The sequence below is a fragment of the Pseudomonas sp. I8001 genome (assembly GCF_013385345.1).
In the GTDB taxonomy this organism is placed as follows: Bacteria; Pseudomonadota; Gammaproteobacteria; order Pseudomonadales; family Pseudomonadaceae; genus Aquipseudomonas.
This window is the reverse complement of sequence record NZ_JACAQC010000032.1, coordinates 95,206-114,380: the sequence shown is the minus strand read 5'-3', so window position 1 is coordinate 114,380 and position 19,175 is coordinate 95,206. Positions and strand designations below refer to the sequence as shown.

Annotated in this window: 22 protein-coding genes; 15 read left to right on the top strand and 7 right to left on the bottom strand. The window is 60.7% G+C overall.

The window, feature by feature from the left end; translation table 11 throughout:
• Positions 1-66 precede the first annotated feature (66 nt).
• The gene (locus HX839_RS21310) at positions 67-642 is read right to left on the bottom strand and encodes a PIN domain-containing protein (protein ID WP_177020403.1); all 576 of its coding nucleotides are present in this window, start codon (positions 640-642) and stop codon (positions 67-69) included.
• The gene (locus HX839_RS21305; RefSeq protein ID WP_177020402.1) at positions 639-1,109 is read right to left on the bottom strand and encodes a helix-turn-helix domain-containing protein; all 471 of its coding nucleotides are present in this window, start codon (positions 1,107-1,109) and stop codon (positions 639-641) included. The genes HX839_RS21310 and HX839_RS21305 overlap by 4 nt, the downstream gene beginning before the upstream one ends.
• Positions 1,110-1,388: 279 nt before the next feature.
• On the opposite strand from HX839_RS21305, the gene HX839_RS21300 reads away from it, so the two are divergent.
• Genes HX839_RS21300 through HX839_RS21290 form a run of 3 tightly spaced genes read left to right on the top strand, consistent with a single transcriptional unit; the run spans position 1,389 to position 3,483 of the window.
• Positions 1,389-2,543, top strand: coding sequence for an S-type pyocin domain-containing protein (locus tag HX839_RS21300; RefSeq protein WP_177020401.1), 1,155 nt, complete (start codon positions 1,389-1,391; stop codon positions 2,541-2,543).
• Between the two features lie 6 nt (positions 2,544-2,549).
• Complete coding sequence (locus HX839_RS21295) at positions 2,550-2,804, top strand: colicin E3-like toxin immunity protein (protein WP_102368185.1); 255 nt, start codon at positions 2,550-2,552, stop codon at positions 2,802-2,804.
• A gap of 55 nt (positions 2,805-2,859) precedes the next feature.
• Complete coding sequence (locus HX839_RS21290; RefSeq protein WP_177020400.1) at positions 2,860-3,483, top strand: DUF3916 domain-containing protein; 624 nt, start codon at positions 2,860-2,862, stop codon at positions 3,481-3,483.
• A gap of 37 nt (positions 3,484-3,520) precedes the next feature.
• Here HX839_RS21290 and HX839_RS21285 read toward each other — a convergent pair whose 3' ends face one another.
• The gene (locus HX839_RS21285; RefSeq protein WP_177067657.1) at positions 3,521-4,894 is read right to left on the bottom strand and encodes a sensor histidine kinase; all 1,374 of its coding nucleotides are present in this window, start codon (positions 4,892-4,894) and stop codon (positions 3,521-3,523) included.
• On the bottom strand, positions 4,891-5,553 hold the full coding sequence (locus HX839_RS21280) for a response regulator (RefSeq protein ID WP_177021394.1): 663 nt from the start codon (positions 5,551-5,553) through the stop codon (positions 4,891-4,893). Before HX839_RS21280 ends, HX839_RS21285 begins: the two co-directional genes overlap by 4 nt.
• A gap of 147 nt (positions 5,554-5,700) precedes the next feature.
• Here HX839_RS21280 and HX839_RS21275 point away from each other — a divergent pair, with 147 nt between their 5' ends.
• The 9 genes from HX839_RS21275 to phnX all read left to right on the top strand — a co-directional run bounded on the left by HX839_RS21275 (position 5,701) and on the right by phnX (position 14,853).
• Positions 5,701-5,967, top strand: a complete 267-nt coding sequence (locus HX839_RS21275; RefSeq protein ID WP_003210334.1) for a PepSY domain-containing protein — start codon at positions 5,701-5,703, stop codon at positions 5,965-5,967.
• Entirely contained in the window at positions 5,967-6,512 is a 546-nt protein-coding gene (locus HX839_RS21270) for a cytochrome b/b6 domain-containing protein (protein ID WP_003210336.1), read from the top strand. The genes HX839_RS21275 and HX839_RS21270 overlap by 1 nt, the downstream gene beginning before the upstream one ends.
• 23 nt (positions 6,513-6,535) lie before the next feature.
• Positions 6,536-7,804, top strand: a complete 1,269-nt coding sequence (locus HX839_RS21265; RefSeq protein WP_102606350.1) for an exo-alpha-sialidase — start codon at positions 6,536-6,538, stop codon at positions 7,802-7,804.
• Entirely contained in the window at positions 7,804-8,403 is a 600-nt protein-coding gene (locus tag HX839_RS21260; protein WP_087695143.1) for a hypothetical protein, read from the top strand. The genes HX839_RS21265 and HX839_RS21260 overlap by 1 nt, the downstream gene beginning before the upstream one ends.
• Complete coding sequence (locus HX839_RS21255; RefSeq protein WP_177067656.1) at positions 8,403-10,421, top strand: LTA synthase family protein; 2,019 nt, start codon at positions 8,403-8,405, stop codon at positions 10,419-10,421. Before HX839_RS21260 ends, HX839_RS21255 begins: the two co-directional genes overlap by 1 nt.
• A 126-nt stretch (positions 10,422-10,547) precedes the next feature.
• The gene (gene psrA, locus HX839_RS21250; protein ID WP_003210343.1) at positions 10,548-11,639 is read left to right on the top strand and encodes an iron-containing alcohol dehydrogenase PsrA; all 1,092 of its coding nucleotides are present in this window, start codon (positions 10,548-10,550) and stop codon (positions 11,637-11,639) included.
• Between the two features lie 93 nt (positions 11,640-11,732).
• Positions 11,733-13,028, top strand: a complete 1,296-nt coding sequence (locus HX839_RS21245) for an MFS transporter (protein WP_003210345.1) — start codon at positions 11,733-11,735, stop codon at positions 13,026-13,028.
• A gap of 36 nt (positions 13,029-13,064) precedes the next feature.
• A complete protein-coding gene (locus HX839_RS21240; RefSeq protein ID WP_087695146.1) occupies positions 13,065-13,937 on the top strand; it encodes a LysR substrate-binding domain-containing protein in 873 nt (290 codons plus the stop codon).
• Between the two features lie 88 nt (positions 13,938-14,025).
• Complete coding sequence (phnX, locus tag HX839_RS21235) at positions 14,026-14,853, top strand: phosphonoacetaldehyde hydrolase (RefSeq protein ID WP_003210349.1); 828 nt, start codon at positions 14,026-14,028, stop codon at positions 14,851-14,853.
• A gap of 39 nt (positions 14,854-14,892) precedes the next feature.
• Here phnX and HX839_RS21230 read toward each other — a convergent pair whose 3' ends face one another.
• Complete coding sequence (locus HX839_RS21230) at positions 14,893-15,858, bottom strand: oxidoreductase (protein ID WP_003210351.1); 966 nt, start codon at positions 15,856-15,858, stop codon at positions 14,893-14,895.
• A 79-nt stretch (positions 15,859-15,937) separates the two neighbouring features.
• Between HX839_RS21230 and HX839_RS21225 the strand changes: the two genes are divergently transcribed.
• Entirely contained in the window at positions 15,938-16,876 is a 939-nt protein-coding gene (locus HX839_RS21225; RefSeq protein WP_023659137.1) for an AraC family transcriptional regulator, read from the top strand.
• Between the two features lies 1 nt (position 16,877).
• On the opposite strand, the gene HX839_RS21220 is transcribed toward HX839_RS21225, so the two are convergent.
• Positions 16,878-17,261, bottom strand: coding sequence for a cytochrome c family protein (locus HX839_RS21220; RefSeq protein ID WP_003210355.1), 384 nt, complete (start codon positions 17,259-17,261; stop codon positions 16,878-16,880).
• A 27-nt stretch (positions 17,262-17,288) separates the two neighbouring features.
• The gene (locus tag HX839_RS21215) at positions 17,289-17,810 is read right to left on the bottom strand and encodes a GNAT family N-acetyltransferase (RefSeq protein WP_177040133.1); all 522 of its coding nucleotides are present in this window, start codon (positions 17,808-17,810) and stop codon (positions 17,289-17,291) included.
• Between the two features lie 124 nt (positions 17,811-17,934).
• Between HX839_RS21215 and HX839_RS21210 the strand changes: the two genes are divergently transcribed.
• Positions 17,935-18,654 carry an SDR family oxidoreductase gene (locus tag HX839_RS21210; protein ID WP_008438472.1) on the top strand — a complete coding sequence of 240 codons (720 nt, stop codon included), beginning with the start codon at positions 17,935-17,937 and terminating at the stop codon, positions 18,652-18,654.
• Between the two features lie 142 nt (positions 18,655-18,796).
• Entirely contained in the window at positions 18,797-19,174 is a 378-nt protein-coding gene (locus tag HX839_RS21205) for a response regulator (RefSeq protein WP_003210361.1), read from the top strand.
• The last annotated feature ends 1 nt before the right edge of the window (position 19,175 follow it).

The window sequence follows — 19,175 nt, the reverse complement described above, 5'->3', positions numbered from 1 at the left end:
GATCTATTTACTCCAGATATGCCAAGAAACATCTGACCGGCAGATGCAGCCCATCTGACACAATCTCTACAACATCACCTCATAAGGCCCAAGAAACTTAGTCGTCTGCACCAACCCCTGCCGCATCAACATCTCCAGGTAATTCCCCGCATCCATCGGCGGCCTCTTCAGCGATCGCCTTTGCTTCTGCGCCGCAGCCAACACAGCTGCCTGATCCAAATCCCAAAGATCCGAAACAAAGTCATCCGGATGCATCGCTTCAATGTCGTAAGCGTCCAACACCCGCGCTGGAAAATCCCTCAAGTTGAAGGTCACGATAACCTCGGCCTTACTCCTGATCGCCGCCGCGAGCACATGACGATCATCAGGATCAGGCAAATCCAGGCTCGAACAAAGATCCTCGTACCCCGTCACCAGAGCATCCGGTATCGCCATGTCCATCAGCGCCGAAGTGCAATCCATTTGAGCTACCGTTAAGTCAGGTCGATTCTTGAGCACATTTCGCTTCCACTCTTCATGAATCTGATTAGTCCATCGCGCTCGAAAAAGCCCCGAAAGGCCAAGCCACATAAGCAAGTCCCTGAGTGGCGCAGGGTAGAGAACACAGGCGTCGTATACCGCAGTAAAAGGCGAACACCTCATCCCTCATACCCCATTCCCGACTCCTGCGCCTGCTGCGCCAACGCATCCATCGCCTCCTGACTTTCATCCTCACGCCGCTGCTTGAACGCCATCAAATCAGAAAACCGTATCCGCCGATGCCGTCCGGTTTTGGTGAATGGAATAGCGCCCTCTTCCAGCATCTTGACCAAATGCGGTCGCGACACATTGAGCATGTCGGCAGCTTCCTGGGAAGTCAGTTCAGCGTGGACCGGCACAACCTTTACGGCATTACCAATGGCCAACTCACCCAAAATATCGACCAGCAGGCGCAGCGCTGAGGTAGGTAGCACCAGCGTATGAGGCTTGTCTTCCTTGTCGAAAATGTCGATACGCTGGGTCTCAAACTTGGTCGATAGTAGAGACGCCAACGCTCGCTGGCCTTGTACGGCGGCTTCGACTTCCTTTTCCAACGGCAGGACGGTTTTGGGGAGATGGCTGGCAATCATGATTTCGCTCCGGCAAGTACTCAACTGAGTGAGACCAACGCTAGACGAAATAAACGAAAATCGCAATAAACGAAACGACCGCTAGTCAGTGAGCTGTTCGTCAGTAAGGAGCACAGGGGACGAATCTACTTACTCGTCGTACTTTGCGGCCTGCAGCGTGGGACGCGATTGTCGCTGTTGATCTGATGACATTTCCCACACCTCCCATCGAACAGCGAGAATTTCAGGTTCTTCTCCGCTCTCATAGGCTCGCTTCCTTGCACAGGGAAGTGAGTCGTCATGACAGAGCGCGCGTATCCAATTACCGAAGAAGAGCAGCTGAAGCGGCGAATCCTGACTCCGCAGCCTAAGCAGATTTCGAATTCACCGTTCATTGATTTGTATGAAGCGCCTCCCCCGCCATCGCCTGAACCCGCGAGGATTCCAGGCCACGTATTCGCCAAGTCGTGCCAGTTGCCCGACGGGATCATCAGCTACAACAATCCCACCGGCTATGTGCCGCTTGAGCTGATCAAGGACTACGGCCACTTCACGCTGTTAGGCGGGCGGGAGATGGACAGCCACGGCGGCGTGTCCCTCAGGAAAATCAGTGGTAGTGCCCTGCCCGTAGGGCTTGGCCAGCTTGTATTGCGCACAGCGGCATTGGAGTCCTCGGCTGCGGCGGTCGGCGCCGCAGCGGGGAGCTTGCTTGCAGGGCTGGTGGCGCTGGCTTGGCCATCGGAGCTTGGCGACAGTGCGCTCTATAGCGAAGAGCAGCTTCGTAACCTGCAAAAAGCCCGCTCGCGGATGCGCTTGCATATCGAGCAACGCGACGACGGGACGCTCAAGGGGTATGGGTTTTACACCGGTAAAAATACCGACTGGCAGATGATCGATGTGGTGCAGTTTCAGAGTCGTGACAGTCAGTTCGTGGCGGATCTTGGCGAGGGTGTGGAGCTGATTTGGACGCCGGCCATTGATCCTGGCGACACCCTTGGCATTCCGGCATTGGAAGCTGCACCGCAAGCTCCGGTGATGTGGATTTATCCGCCGACGGAGGCTGCCGAGCAGATTCTGGTTAACCCGATTTATCCGCCGGAGTATCGGGATTTTATTCTGGTGTTTCCGGTGGAGTCGGGGGTTCGGCCGCTGTATGTGGTGGTTAGCGTTAGGGCGGGCGATCACAAATACCATTCCGCTCCTGGCACAGACGAAATCACCGGTTTCCTAAACCTGAGCAAGGCAAAACCCAAGACCCCAAAGCAAGGTGGGGCAGGGCTTAGAGAGCGCTGGATTGATGACAAAGGACGGATAATTTACGAGTGGGACTCGCAGCACGGCGAACTAGAGGCGTATAGAGCAAGCGATGGCAGTCACTTGGGGGCGTTCAACCACATAACTGGTGAACGGCTGAAAAAGCCTAAGAAAAAACGAAATATCAAAAAATTTTTGTGAGGGCATATGGGACTGAAATTAAGACTGGAATGGTTCGATAAGTCGACAGAGCTTGGTTTAGGAATAGAGCGCTCCGCAGACTTGGGCGAGGACTATACCGTTGTCGACTCGCTCAGACTGTCCGTTGAAGACGACATTAACAACGGAATGTTCCAGCTGCGTGAAGAATGGCTATTAACTATACAGCCGCTCTTCAGTCACAAAATTATTTCGTCGGAAAGTGACTACTTTCTCGCTCTCGATTATAGAAAGTCCTGGTGATCAAGAATAAGCCCGGGCCTCACAAACAGAAGCAAACCAAGAGTATTCATACCCTATGCGTCGTCTTGCACTTTCAGACAAAAAACTCCGCAACATCCCCAGGCGCTTGCGCGCAATAAGCCGATGGGCAGATAGTTTCGAAGGCTGGTTTTTAGAAGACTTCCCAGTGAGGCGAGGATTTGAAAATTTCAAAATCCCCGTCATAGAAACCTTGGTCGAAGGCAAGCAAACAACCCCGGCGATCCAGGCACACTGCGCTCAGCAATTGATCAACGCGGCCGCGCACCTGATTCAAGCCCGGCCCGATGAAACACCTGAATGCTGGATCGTAGCAGCCATTCTGGTGCCCGACATGTTCTCAAGCGAAGTCTGCGTCTACATCGATAAAAGCCGCTACCTCGGCGCTATTCTGCCCTTCGACTACGACTACTTTCGTCAAACCCGAATAACGGGCAGAAGCCTTGCAAACGAATGGGGGTTGATCATCCCCCCAGGCCTACACGAGGTGGGTTTTCACTTCATCCACGAAGATGAGGACGGAGAACAGTTCGAGTCAGAGCATTGGTATTTCGGCGAGGTCAGTTCATCGGATGAAGACCCGGGCGGCGACCGCTGGAAGTACAAGACTTTCAAAGCATTTCAGGCAGAACATCCGCATTTATTCAGCACAGCACCGTAGCCTTGCGATGAAAGCCGTGGTTATAACGACGGCCTTTTCAAGCAGCCCCCTCGCTAAAACTCAACCGCGCACACAACCCACCCACCTCCCGGTTATACAACTCCAACCGCCCCCCAATCTTCCCCACGATCATCTGCACAATCGCCAACCCCAACCCGGCCCCATTTGCATTCCCGCGGCTATAAAACCGCTCGAACAACCGCCCAATCTCCCCCTCATCAATCCCCGGCCCCGCATCCTCCACACACAGCTGCACCCCTCCTGAATCCGTCCCCCGCACCATCACCCTCACCTCACTCCCCGCCGGCGAGAAATTCAGCGCATTGGTCACCAGGTTCTGCAGCGCAATCGCCAACGCCACGGGGTCCGTTTCAATCCAGCATTCCTCATCCCCTTCCAGCACCAACTCAACGCCTTTCTCCATCGCCAGGGGCGTCAGTTCCGCAAGTTCTTCGCGCACCAACTCCGTCAACGGCACACGCACTCGTACGGTGTTGTTCAACTGCGGCTCGATGCGCGCCATGGTCAGCAGTTGGCTGCCAATACGCGTCGCCCGGTCCACGCCATTCACCAGGAAGTCCAACGCCTCTCGCCGCTGCTCCTCGGTTTCCGCGCTCTGGGCGTTCTGCGCGTGAATGCGCAATATCGCCAACGGCGTGCGCAGTTCATGCGCCGCGTCCGCGATAAACCGACGCTCCCGCTCCAGCAGGTCATCCACCTGCACCAGCAGGCGGTTCAGCGCGGTTTGCATCGGTTCCAGGTCCGCCGGCAACGGTTCAAGTTGCAGCGGTCGCAACGTATTGCTGTCCCGCCCGCGAATGGCCTGGGCCATGGCGCGCAGGGGCTTGAGGCCCCAGCCGATGGTCAGCCAGATCAACAACGCCAGCAGCGGCACGCCAATCAGGATGGGCCAGAGGGTGTGGCGGATGATGCGCTGGATCACGTCCTGGCGAATGTCGTCGCGCTCGCCCACCCAGATCAGCAGGCCTTGTTGCATGTCGGCGAGCATGAACGCGCACCAGTCATTGCCGTTTTCCATCAGGTCGTGAGGCCCGAGGGTGGTGGGCGGTGCGTTGAGGATCGGCGCGTCGGTGGAGCGCACCAGCAGTTGGCCGTCGGCGCGCCATACCTGGAAGGTCAGGCGGGTTTCGTAGGGGTGCGCGGCGCCGTCTTCGCCGACACGGCTCATGGCTTGATCGAAAGCCTGGTAGAGGCGGTCCCAGTCGGCATCGCCGGGATCGCGCTGGCGCAGTACGCCTTGCAGCAAACGGGCGCTTTGGGCGAGTTGGGCGTCGTAGACTTCTTCGATTTCGTGGTGGCTGTCCCGCAGCACGAGCCAACTGATCAGGCCATCACCCAGCAGGATCAGCACCAGTACCGGAATGAGGATGCGCGCGCGGACCGAATTCATGGTTTGAGTTCCACCATGTAGCCCACGCCACGCACGGTGCGGATCAGTTCGGTGGAGAGTTTTTTGCGCAGGTTGTGGATAAGGACTTCGAGGGTGTTGCTTTCGACGCGGTCCTGCCAGCCGTACAGCGCGCGGGACAACCGCTCGCGGGTGACGACTTTGCCGGGGCGCACCATCAGTTGGTGCAGCAGTTGGTATTCCATCGGCGTGACCACAACGTCCTCGCCTTGATAACTGACCTGTTGGGTCACCGGGTCCAGGCTCACGCCCGCATGTTCCAGCAATGGTTGCGCGCGGCCCTGGCTGCGGCGCAACAGGGCGCGCACACGGGCCTTGAACTCTTCGACGTCGAAGGGTTTGACCAGGTAGTCGTCGGCGCCGGCGTCCAGGCCGGCGATGCGCTCGGCGGTGCCGTCGCGGGCGGTAAGGATCAGCACCGGCAGGTCGTATTGCTCGGCGCGCAGGGTTTGCAGGAGTGTGAGGCCGTCAAGGCGCGGCAGGCCGAGGTCGAGCAGCAGCAGGTCGAAGCTTTCGGTGCGCAACGCGTGCAAGGCGCTGACGCCATCCTGCAACCAGTCCAGGGTGTAGCCTTCGGCGCCCAGGGCCACGCGGATCCCTTGGCCAAGGGCACGATCATCTTCGACAAGGAGCAGGCGCATAACTGATTCTCTGGAGTAACCGGCGGCATGATGCCGTGTAACCGTCGAGGCTATTTCGGGAAAGATGTTACGAGCCGTTGCCAACTAAGCTTTCGCTAAGGTTGGTTTTGCACAGTGAAATCTCCCACATCTGCTGAGAGTGCTTCCATGCGCAAAATTCTCTTGCTGTCGCTGATTATCGCCAGCCCCATGGCCTTCGCCGGCCCGCAATGCACCACTGCCGAGCGCTCGCAATGGCAGGACCAGAAGGCCTTTCAGGAGCAACTCAAGGCCCAGGGCTACGAGATCAGCAAGTTCAAGGTTACTGACGGCAACTGCTACGAGATCTATGGCTTTGACAAGGACAAGCGCAAGGTCGAGATCTACCACGATCCAGTCACCGGCAAGGCCGTGAAGACAGAGATCAAGGGCTGATGCCAGCAACCTCCCTGCGCCTCTGGGACCCGGTGGTGAGGGTGTTTCACCTCTCCATCGCCGGCGTCTTTGTGGCCAATTACTTCTTCAACGAAGCAGGCGACGACTGGCACGTATGGCTGGGCTATTACGCCATGGCCTGGTTGCTGGTGCGGTTGGTGTGGGGATTTGTCGGTCCGCGCAGCGCGCGCTGGGCGGACTTCTGGCCAACGCCGGAACGGCTCATGGGCCATGTGCGTTCACTGCTCAACCGCCGGCCGCAGCACCGCCTGGGCCATTCGCCCATTGGCGCGCTGGTGATGATTCTGATGTTGCTGGCGCTGCTGGCTATCGGTGCCAGTGGCTTTTTGATGCAGGAAGTCGACGCCCTGTGGGGCGCCGATTGGCCGCTGCTGTTGCACGAAACTGCCGCCAATGTACTGGCCGGCCTGGTAGGCGTGCATGTGCTGGCGGCGTTGTTTGAAAGTATCCAGGTGCGGGACAACCTGCCGTTATCCATGCTCACCGGCCGCAGGAGGCGCCTGCCGGATGACCGTGCGCAGTAATCCTTTTTCCCGACAGGTTCTCTATGCGCCCGCTTTTAATGATCTGCAGTCTGCTGGTGGTGTTTTTCGCTGCCTGGCAAAGTCATCCGCCCCACGTATTGGCGCCGTTTGCCCAAGGCCCCAAGGACAGCTCGCCAACAGAGGCCGCCCCGCAATACAGCAGCCGCTTTGTCTCCTCGCAGCTCAATGACTTTGTGCATTCCTCCTCGGTCACCGCCCTGCCCGGCGGCGACCTGATGGCCGTGTGGTTTGCCGGTTCCCGCGAGGGCGCCGCCGATGTGCAGGTGCGCACCGCGCGCTTTGACGCGAAAAGCGCCGAGTGGGGCCCGGAGCAAGTATTGGCCACCCGCGAAAGCACCCGCGACGGCACGCACCGCTACATCCGCAAGCTGGGCAACCCGGTGATCGCCCTGGCACCGGACAATCGCCTGTGGATGTTCTACGTTTCGGTGTCGGTAGGCGGCTGGGCCACCAGCGCGATCAACGTGATGGTCTCGGATGACCTGGGGACGAACTGGTCGGCCCCTCGGCAACTGATCACCTCGCCATTCTTCAATATCAGCACGCTGGTGCGCGCCGCACCGGTATTCCACGCTGACGGTTCCATCGGCCTGCCGGTGTACCACGAGTTCATGGGCAAATTCGCCGAGTACCTGTACTTGAGCCCCGACGGTGCGGTGGTCGACAAATTCCGTATCAGCCGTGGGAAGAACTCGCTGCAGCCGACCATCGTCCCGCAGGACGGCCAACGCGCCATCGCCATGTTGCGTTACGCCGGCGAAACCCATCACCGAGTCCTCGCCAGTCGCACCGAAGACGCCGGCCAAACCTGGAGCGAGCCTTACCCATTGGAACCGTCCAATCCCAACTCCTCGCTGGCAGCCGTCAGCACTGAAGGCGACGGTTTGCTCGTGGCCCTCAACGACCTGCAGGACGGCCGCTTCAAGCTCAGCCTGTACGGCACCGATGCCAAGCTCAATCAGTGGCGCACCGTGGTGGAACTGGATCAATCCCCCGACCCCTTGGGCCAACCGTTCTCCCCCGAGGCCTACAAGGAAATCATCGGCGAAGGCTTCCGCGCCTCCAGCGGTGCCCTGCGCCTGCCGCTGGAACAACGCTTCCTCAGCAACCTGGATTACCGGGTGTGCAAGCCCCGTGGCTGCGATTTCGAATACGAGTACCCGTACTTCAGCCGCAGCCCGGACGGCATGTACCACCTGGTGTACTCGTGGAATAACACCTTTATCAAACATGTCAGCTTCAACGAAGCCTGGCTGTCGGAGCGCCTGTGATGGTTTCTGTATGGCAAGCGCATTTGAGTTTTGTGCTGTTGGGTTTTGTGCTGCTCAGCCTGTTGCGCGTCACAACACCCTGGCGCCCCTGGCTGCTGCCGGTGTTGGTGGTGGTAAGTTTTATCCCGGTCAACGAACTGCCGTTGGCGGCGTATGTGCGCAGCTTCACCGATGACCTGGCCATCAGCACCCTGGTGTTGCTGGCGTGGGTCAGCCTGTGCCGGTTGGGTGTGGTGCAGCCGCTCCAGCGCCCGCTGAAGGTCCAGGTGCTGCTGCTGTTTGGCATCCTGAGCCTGGTGCTGTACCCGGCAACGATGGGCCTGACGTACTTTGACCCCTACCGCTGGGGTTTCAACCCTCGGCCGATGATCGTGCTGATAGGCGCGGCAGCACTGTTGATGCTCTGGCTGCGTAATACGCTGGCGGTGTGGATGCTCGCGGCGGGCACCCTGGCGTTCGCGCTGCGGCTCAAGGCCTCGGAAAACTACTGGGACTATCTGATCGACCCACTGCTGACGGGCTACTGCCTGGTGGCCGGGTTGTGGATGCTGGCGATGGCTGCCTGGCGCCCTCTTTTAAAATTGCACAGAGGTCAATGATGGGATGGTTGCACTCGCGCCGCCTGCGCTACGGCGTGGGCGCGATCGGTTTGGTATTTGCGTTGCTGGCGGCACTGCGGCTGGTGTTTGTATGGGGATTTTCCGGGGTCGACCTAAGGGAGCCCGCACTCCTGGAAACCGTGGGCATCGGCCTGCGTTTCGACCTGCGCCTGGCGGTGCTGATCCTGTTGCCCCTGGCACTGCTCGCCTGGCTGCCACGCTGGAACCTGGTGACTGTCCCCGCCCTGCGCTGGCTGGCACGGGGTTATCTGCTGCTGGCGCTGGCCATCGTCGGGCTGGTGTACATCATCGACTTCGGCCACTACGCCTACCTCGGTGTGCGCATCAACGCCACGGTGCTGCGTTACCTGGAAGACGCGCAGATTTCACAACAGATGGTGTGGGAAACCTACCCGGTGCTGTGGATAACCTTGAGCTGGCTTGCCGCCGTCGGCCTATGGACCTACGCCCTGGTTCGCCTTGAACGCATCACCCTGGATGGCGAACGCAAACCCATTGGCAAGTTGGCCATCGCATCCGTGGCCACCGTCGGCGTGATCGCGGTATTGCTGGCCCTGCTCGGCCGCGTCGCCAACCTCAATATCGAAAATCCCGTGCCCCTGCGCTGGAGCGACGCGTTCTTTTCCGGCAACAACCAGATCGCCGCCGCGGGCCTCAACCCGGTGCTGTTTCTGTACGACACCCTCAAGGTCGGCCAGTCGCAATTCGATGAGGCGCGGGTACGAGAGCATTACCCGCAAGTCGCGAATTATCTGGGGGTCAGCCAGCCCGACCCCGAGCAGTTGAACTTCGCCCGTGAACAAGCCGTGCAGCCTTATCAGCTCAAGGGCGAGCGCCCGCCGAACGTGATCTTCGTGATGCTCGAGTCCCTCGGCACCAGCGCCGTAGGCGCCTATGGCAACCCGCTGAACCCCACGCCGAACCTCGACAAGCTGGCGAAGGAAAGCTGGTTCTTCAAACACTTCTACGTGCCCGTCACCGGCACCGCCAAAACCGTGTGGGCGAGCATCACCGGCGTGCCCGACGTTACCCGCCAGGAGACGGCGACCCGCAACCCGCTGATCACCCGGCAACACACCTTGATCAATGCGTTCGAGGACTACCAGAAGCTCTACATGATCGGCGGCAATGCCGGCTGGGCGAATATCAACGCCTTGATCCGCCAGAGCATCGACGGCGTGAAGCTGTATGACGAAAGCCACTGGCGCTCGCCACGGGTGGACGTGTGGGGCGTTTCGGATCTGGACCTGTTCAAGGAAGGCGACGAACTGCTGCGGGCCATCCCCAAGGACCAACCGTTCTTCGCCTACCTGCAAACCTCCGGCAATCACCGCCCGTTCACCATCCCCAAGACCAACGATGGCTTCAAGGTGCATGACCTCACCGTGGAACAAGTCCAGGCCGCAGGCAGCCGCAGCGTCGAGCAGTACAACGCCGTGCGCCTGCTGGACTTCAACATCGGCCGCCTGATGGAAATCGCCAAGGCTGGCGGTTACTACGACAACACCATCTTCGTGTTCTTCGGCGACCACAACACCCGAATCAGCCAGATTCCGCACATGGCGCCGGCATTCGAGCAGCTTGGGCTGGAAAGCAACAACGTGCCGATGATGATCCACGCGCCCGGCCTGCAACCCCGGGTGATCGAAGAAGCCGTCGGCCTGGCGGACCTGCTGCCGACCGTGGCCGGCATGGCGGGCATACCGTTCCGCAATGGCGCGATGGGCCGGGATATCCAGCAACCTGCGCCGGAAGGCGAGCGCGTGGTGCCGCTGGTATTGCGCGAGGGCACGTTCCCGCTGATCGGCGGCGTGACCAAGGACTTCCTGCTGCAAATGGAGCACGACGGCAGCTCGCCGACCCTGCATGACCTGGCGTCGCAAACGCCGAGGGACAATGTGGCTCAGCAGTATCCCGAGGAGTTTGAGCGGTTGCAGGGGCTGACCCGTGGCCTGCATGAGAGTGCGCGATTGATGTTGTTCCGGAACGTGCGCTGAAGTCACCTGACGGTTGGGCTGTACTATCGGCCCAGCCAATCCATCCCCACAATCTATCGATTTGAGGTCCACCTCACCCTCCCCGACTATGGCGGCACTTCCAATAACAAAAACCAGGAACCCGCCATGACTGCCCGCTTCCACAACCCGGTAGACACCCGCTTCGGCTGGGGCTGCCTGCAAGAACTCGCCGCTCTTACCGAAGGCCAGAGCGTCGCCCTCGTGACCTTTCCCGAAGCCCGCGGGCTCGGTTTGGTAGACCGCATCCAGGCCCTGCTGGGCGAACGCCTGGTGTACGTCATTGAAGACGTACAGCCCAACCCTGACGTGGCCCAACTGCGCGACACCTACGAGCGTTTCTGGCTGCAGGCCGGTGACTGCCAGGTGGTGGTCGCCGTCGGCGGTGGCAGTGCAATTGATACGGCAAAGGCCTTGATCGTCGGCACAGATTCCGGGGATTTCGACGAGCTGCTGGCGTTGCTGGCCACCGGTAAACCTTTCGCGCCGGCCCGCCACAAGCTGTTGATTGCCGCACCGACCACCGCCGGCACCGGCAGCGAAGTCACGCCATGGGCGACGATCTGGGACTCCGCCAGCCTCAAGAAGTATTCGCTGCACCTGGACTGCACCTGGCCGACAGTGGCGATCATCGACCCGCAGTTGATGCTGACGGTGCCGGCCGGGGTCACGGTGTCCACCGGGCTGGATGCCTTGTCCCATGCGCTGGAATCGATCTGGAACGTCAACGCCAACCCGGTCTCGGACACCTTCGCCATCTCCGCCATCGAAGACATCCTGGAATGCCTGCCGCGCTTGCGGCGTGACCTCGGCAACCAGGAATTGCGCTCGCGCATGGCCTTGGCGGCGCTGAAAGCCGGCCTGGCTTTTTCCAACACCAAGACCGCCCTCGCCCACTCCATCTCTTATGAGATGACTCTGCACCACGGCCTGCCCCATGGCATCGCCTGTTCCTTCACTTTGCCGCTGGTACTGGGCCTGGCATGGGGGCACGACGCCGCGCGGGACCGCACTCTGCAACGGGTATTCGGCACCGACCTGCAGCAGGCCCAGGCGCAGTTGCGCGACTTCCTCCACAGCCTGGACGTGAAGACCGAATTTGCCGACTACGGCGTGAATGCCACCGAGGCCGAGGCGATGATCCGCTTCGCCCTGCAAGGCGCACGCGGCAAGAATTTCATCGGCGCGCAAGCGGCCTAGACTCACCGTAATTCGGTCGTTTCCTGTTGCACCTATCAAGAGTGCCCCCCAGCGGCTGCGGTCGCCGGGGCGAATAACAATAAGGAAAACATCATGAATCGTGCACACGTGCTGCCTGTTCCTGCCGTCCGTACCTCATCGTTTCGCGTAGCCCAGTGGCGCATGCTGCTGGCGGCGATGTTTTGTTATCTGTTTTTCTACACCGGCCGCCAGACCTTCGGCTTTGCCATCCCCGGGATCCAGGCCGAGTTCGGCCTGACCAAGGAAACCCTCGGCTGGGCCTCCGCGGCGATGCTTTGGGCCTACGCGATTGGCCAGGCGATCAACGGCAACCTCGCCGACAAGTTCGGCGGCCGCCGCATCATGACCCTGGGCGCGGTGCTGTCCTGCGCGGCCAACTGGGTCACCAGTTTCGCCAGCGGCTTTGCCGGGCTGATCCTGCCGTGGGGCATCAACGGTTACTTCCAGGCCCTCGGCTGGGCACCCGGCAGCCGGTTGATTTCCAATTGGTGGAGCGCCGGCGAGCGCGGCAAGGTGTATGGCTTTTATGTGTTCGCCGCCGGGTGCGCCTCGGTCCTGTCGTACGTCACCTCCATCGTGGTGCTGGAAGTGTTCCAACTGGAATGGCGCTGGATCTTCCGCCTGCCGGTGCTGTTGATGTTGGCGGGCGGCATCATTTTCTACCTGGTGGCCCGCGAGCGGCCTCAAGACATGGGCTTCGAGCCCCTGGCCGATACTGGCGTGGCGAATGCCGAAGACAAGAATCATGAAGTGGCCCACGGCGAAGTCGAATCCTCGGCGCAGCGCTACAAGGCGGTGCTGAAAAATCCGCGGCTGATCATCGCCGCGATCTCCCTGGGTTTCCAGAACGCCGCCCGCTACGGCCTGATCGTCTGGGTGCCGGTGCACTTCCTCGGGGCCAACTGGAAAAGCGGCGACAGCATGATCGACCCCAAGTGGATCACCGTGGCCCTGCCGGTGGGCATGGCCATCGGCGCCCTGAGCAACGGCTGGGTCTCGGACAAGCTGTTCGGCTCCAAACGCTACCTGGCGATCATGCTCTACATGTTCCTCGGCGCCGCCACCAGCCTGTGGATGTGGAGTTTGCCGCCCCACAGCGCAATCGGCCTGGTAGCGTTGTTCCTCTGCGGGTTCTTCGTGTATGGCCCGGCGTCGAGTTTCTGGGCGCTGTGCCCGGACCTGGTCGGCGCCAAGCGTGCGGGTACGGCCACGGGCGTGATGAATTTCTCATCCTATCTGTTCGCCGGCCTGGCGGAACCGCTGATCGGCAGTATGCTCGACAGTACCGGCAATACCTCGCTGATCTTCATCGTCGTGACCTCGGCCTGCCTGTGCAGCGCAGCGGTGGCGTTGTTTATCCGACGTTGATGACCGGCCCGGCGGACCTCAGGAACAGGACTCGTTATGTACCAGTACCACAAGTGGCTGCGCTCGTTTCATGCGGTGGCGAAGACCGGCAGTTTCACCCTCGCCGCCGAATACCTGAGCGTCGGCCAGCCGACGGTCAGCGAGCAGGTCAACGGGCTGGAGAAGCAGTTCTCGGTGGAGCTGTTCCACCGTCGCGGGCGGTTTATCGAGATGAGTGCCGCCGGGCACGCCCTTTACGGGATCACCCAGGGGCTGTTCGGCCAGGAGGATGAAGCCATGCAACTGTTGCAGAGTTTCAAGCAGCGCAAGACCGGGCTGCTGCGCCTGGGCGCGGTGTCGCCGCCGATCGCGATGAACCTGACCTACGAGCTGATGCAGCGCCACCCGGACATCGAACTGGAAACCTCGTTTTCCCCGGAAAAGGAAACCCTGGACCGGCTCTTCAACTTCGATATCGACGTGGCGATCCTGGCCCTTTCGGAGTTCGACCAGCGCTTTGATACCCAGCTGTACCGGCGCTATCCGATTATTGCGGTGGTGCGCGATGACCACCCGTGGGCCCGGCAGAAAGAGGTGCACGTGGAACAGATCAGCCGCGAAAAGTGGGTGATGCGCGAGAAAAGCTCACGCACCCGGCAACTGGTGGAAGAAAGCTGCAAGCGCCAGGGCATCGCCGTGAACTGCGTGATGCAGCTGAACAGTCGCGAAGCCATTGTGCACGCGATCACCAAGGGCATCGGCATCGGCTTTGTGTCTGCCGTGGAATACGCCGAAACCCCGGGCACCACGCCGATCACCTTCGTCGACCATCCGTTTTTCATCGACTACCACTTGTGTTGCCTGGGCATCCGCCGCAACCGACCGATGATCGCCGAGCTATTCGAGGCCAGCCCGATCCCGGCCACCTGATCGTCTTGACCGTTTAAACCCTCACCAGGCGCTTACCTCTTCTTTGAGAGAGGGACGGCCTGCTCACACCTGAAAATGGAGACTTGCCATGCACTACCAACAACCTTCCAAGCTGCAAGCCGTGGTCCTGGACTGGGCCGGCACCGTCGTCGACTTCGGTTCCTTCGCCCCCACGCAGATTTTTGTCGAGGCGTTCGGCGAGTTCGGCGTCGCCGTTTCCCTGGAGGAAGCCCGCGGCCCGATGGGCATGGGCAAGTGGGATCACATCCGCACCTTGTGCAACCTGCCGCAGATTGCCGAGCGTTATCGGGCGGTGTTTGATCGCTTGCCGACTGACGAGGATGTCACCGCACTGTATGAACGCTTCATGCCGTTGCAGATCGAGAAAATCGCGCTGCATTCGGCGGTCATTCCCGGCGCCCTTGAGGCGATCAACACCCTGCGCGGGCAGGGCTTGAAGATTGGCTCCTGCTCCGGGTACCCGGCGGTGGTGATGGCCAAGGTGGTCGAGCTGGCGCGACAGAACGGCTACGTCGCCGACCATGTGGTGGCGACCGACGAAGTGCCCAACGGGCGCCCGCATCCGGCGCAGGCACTGGCCAACGTGATTGCCCTGGGGGTCAGCGATGTGGCCGCGTGCGTGAAGGTCGACGACACCTGGCCGGGGATCCTGGAAGGCCGTAGCGCCGGCATGTGGACGGTGGCGTTGACCTGTTCCGGCAACGCACTGGGTTTGACCTACGAGCAATACAAGGCGCTGCCTGCTGCTGAGCTGGCGCTGGAGCGTGCGCGCATTACACAGATGTTCGAGGGCTCGCGGCCGCATTACCTGATCGACACCATCGTCGAACTGCCGGCGGTGATCGACGATATCAATGCGCGTTTGGCGCGCGGAGAAACGCCGCAGGGTTCTTGATGGGCCGATGGGGTCAGTGAACTGACCCCACACTGCGGCCTATCGCCCTGCGACAAGCTGCTCGCTAAGTATCCACAGCCGCTGCGCCAACCCGGTATCCACCGCCCACGGCCTGACACCCAACTGCTCTTCCGATTCCGCACTCACTGCCGCCGCCACATCACAGTTCTCGCAATAGACCCCGCCCATTCCCGCCAACTGCCCACTCACCGCGCACCACACACTGGTGGCCGCGCCTTGCTCCGGGGTTTTCATGTTCCGCTCAGGGTCGATCACCGGTTTCCCGTGCTCGTCGACATAGCCTGATGCCTGCAAGACTTCAGGCTTCATGTGCCGCACCAGATCGGTAATGATTCCACCGGGATGCACCGCAAAAGCCCTTACCCCACTCGCCGCACCGAGCGTATCCAGATGCACGGCGAACAGCGCATTGGCAGTCTTGGACTGACCGTAGGCCCTCCATGGATCGTAGGCCTGGCGCTCGAAATTCCAGTCGTCAAAGTCGACGGCGCCGTGCACATGCCCCCGTGAGGACAGCGTCACCACCCGTGCACCTTCGGCGCGCTGCAAGGCCGGCCACAAGCGCTGGGTAAGCAGGAAATGCCCGAGATGGTTGGTCGCAAACTGAGATTCGTAGCCCTGGGCATTGCGGCTCAGCGGCGGCGCCATGATGCCCGCGTTATTGATCAGCAGGTGCAGCGGGCAGCCTGTCGCCAGAAAGCGCTCGGCAAACTGTTCGATGGACTGGGCGTCCATCAAGTCCAGGGGTTCAAGTTGCAGCTGTGGGTAAGGTTTGAGAGCGGCGCGTGCCTTGGCCAGGTCACGGGCCGGGACGATCACGCGGGCGCCCGCGGCAGCCAGGGTACGGGCGGTGACGAGGCCAATGCCGGAGTAGCCGCCCGTGACAATCGCCACCTTGCCCGAGAGATCGACGCCCCGGATGACTTCGGCGGCGGTGGTTGCTGCTCCATAGCCGCTATGGATCGGTTTTTGTACTGTGGGCATGACAGAGTCTCCATTGGACGTGTGGTTAACACGCTACCCCTCGAAAGCCGTACTCTGAATACTCGAATATCCCATTTACATGCGTAAAAGTACGAATATGCCCAGCGACCCGTTTTCCGAGATTCTCACGTTCGTGAATGCCCAATCGGTTATGACCGGCGGCTTCAGCGCGGGCGGCGCCTGGGCCCTGCGTTTTCCCGCGCCGGACAAGATCAAGTTTTTCGGGGTGGTGAAGGGGCAGTGCTGGTTGTGGATGGATGGCGAACTGGCGCCGGTGTTGATTGAGGCGGGCGATGTGTTCCTGCTGTGTGCGCAACGCTCGTTTGTGCTTGCAGGCGATGTGTCGGTCGCGCCTTTGGAAGCGCGGCAATTATTCGCTGACGCCGGCCGCTTCCCGCAAATCGGTGACGGCCAGGGCTGTGTGCAAATCGGCGGCTACGTGCAACTGGACCCGGAGAGTGGCGGCCTGCTGGCCAACGCGCTGCCGCCCCTGATCCACGTGCGGGCCACGTCGCCGCAAGCGACAATCGTGCAATGGCTACTCGGCCAGTTGGCACATGAGGGGCAAGCCAATTTGCTCGGGGCAAGCTTGGCGTCGGCGCAACTGGCGCAGTTGATGTTTATCCAGATCCTGCGGGCCTATGTCGAGACCTCGGGCGTATTACCCGAAGGCTGGCTGCGCACGGTCAGCGACAAGCGCCTGGCCCCCGCGCTGCGCTTGATACACAGCGAGCCGGGGCGTGCCTGGACACTGGAAGACCTGGCTACGGCGGCTGCGATGTCGCGCACCACCTTTTCGCACTACTTCAAGAGCGTTGCCGGGGTACCACCGTTGGCGTACCTGACCGAGTGGCGCATGCGCCTTGCGCAACGAGCGTTGCGCGAGGGGAATCTGTCAGTGGGCGTGTTAGCGCAGTCGTTGGGGTACGGTTCTGAAAGTGCGTTCAGCAACGCCTTCAAGCGAGTGACAGGAAAGGCCCCGAGGCATTATCGGGACGCGTGCCGTCAATCAATGTGAATTACTGCGCCTGGAACGTCGCAAGGTACGCCAGCAGGTTATCGATCTTCTCCTGGTCGCTGATCCCCCAGAAAATCATCCGAGTGCCGCTCACGACCTTTTTCGGTGCCTCGATGTAGGCGGCCAGCTTGTCCCGCGTCCAGACCACGCCTGAATTCTTCATCGCATCTGAATACTGGTAATCAGTGGTCGTGCCGGCCGGGCGGCCAATGATGCCGTTGAGCTGCGGCCCGAAACCGCCCCGGGCATTTTCGCCGACGCTATGGCAACCGCCGCAGGTTTTGCTGAATAACTTTCCACCGGCTTCGGCGTCTCCCGCCGCCGCTGCCGGCAGGCTGACGAGACCGGCAATCAGGGCGAGGCTGAATAATACGACGTACTTCATGGGTAACTTTCCATCCGTTGTGCCGGTTCAGCTGGGGACTTGCCATGACATGGCACAGCGACTGCCCGGCGCAAAACCGTGACGATACTCCTCGCGCAGAGCCTCTGCCAAACGATGATCCGGCGCCAGCGAGCGCTCTGGCTGAAATCCCAGCCGCTGGTAGAACGGGGCATTCCAGGGCACATCGCGAAACGTGGTGAGGGTGACGGCCCGCAACCGGCGCAAACTTGCTTCATTCATCACGGCTTCCAGCAATTGCCGCCCTGCGCCACGGCCCTGCATGACCTGCGCCACCGACAGTTCATGGATGTGCAGGTCGTCATCAAGCATCTGTGCACTGAGAAAACCCTGGACCTGGCCAGCAGCATCCACCGCCACCCAACACGTACCCCACGCGATCAACTGCAGATGACGTTCAACACTCATGACCTCGGCATCGGCCAGCCAGCTCAAGGATTCGATCGCACGAAAGGACTGGGCCGCACTGCGCTCTATTGCAGGTAAACACACTGCGTCGGGTGCGGCGGCAAGTCGGATAACAGTGAGCATGAGGCAACCCGGGATCGTTGAAACACCTGAGATTAACATCTGGAAACAGCCACTCAATTGATATCACCCCACCACTCTGCTTGCATGCCCGCTCCTCTCGGCACAGCGGTTCAGGAGACAAGCGATGAAAACCATGGTGGTCGGTGCAAGCAAAGGATTGGGCAGGGCCTTGATGGAAGGGCTGGGCGGGGTTGGGGATACGCTGATCGGGGTGTCCCGCAGTCGCCCTGATCCCTTGACGTGCAGCACTGGCGCCGAGGTGCGCTGGGTGGAAGCAGACCTTGGCGTGCCTGGCCAAGCGGCGCACGTCATCGAGCAGGCGGTGGCGGCAGGCGGGCTGGACACACTGATCTATAACCTGGGCATCTGGGAGGCGCGGGCGTTTGATCCGGCGTACAGCTATCTCACCGACGAGGACACGCAACTGGAAGCCATCGTCAGTTGCAACATCACCGCACCGCTGTTGTTGATCAAGCGGCTGCTGCCGGTGTTATTGAAGAGCCCACAGCCGCGCATCATCCTCACCGGCTCGACCTCGGGACTGCCCCAGAGCGGCCGGCCCGAAGTGGCGTTCGGCGCCTCGAAATTCGCCTTGCGCGGCATCGCCGATGCGCTGCGTGAAGGCTATCGCCAGCAGCGCCTGGGCGTCACTTGCCTGAACCTGGGCTATCTGAATACCGAAGATTCCTTGAGCACCTCACGCACCCAGGCCGAACAGCGCGGTGAGGGCCAATTGATTCCGGTGCATGACGTGGTGCAGGTGGTGCGTATGGTCTTGAGCCTGTCCGGCGCCAGTTTCGTCAAGGAGCTGACGTTGCCGGCGCTGCTGGATGAACGCTTCTAGCAGGTTTCGCCAGTGGAGCGCCCTGCCCTGACGCAATTCAAAGACAACCAAATGACCACCCATCGCAAAAAAAACATCCAATCGAACCTAATCAACGGCGCCCCACTCCACCTTACTTAACCCGGATGGTGGAGTAAGGATCATGGCTCAGCCATCGATATTGGTGCTGGAAGACGACGAAATCATTCGCTCGTTGATGGTAGATGTACTGGAGGATTTCGGCGCGGTGGTGACCTCGTTTCCGTCCGCAGACGAAGGGATGATTTTTCTTGAACGAGCCAGTGATCCAGTAGACTTGATTGTCAGCGATATCCAGATGCCCGGCCTACTCAATGGCTACGACTTGAGCAAGGTGGTCGCCCATCGCTGGCCGACGCTGCCGGTGGTGCTGACCTCGGGCAACACCGCAATGGCCTCGCAGTTGGGCAGCACCGTACGGTTCCTGCCCAAGCCGTGGACCACCAAGCGCCTGATCGACTGCGTGCAGTCGGCCCTGGTGCAGGGTTCGCCCATGCACTGAT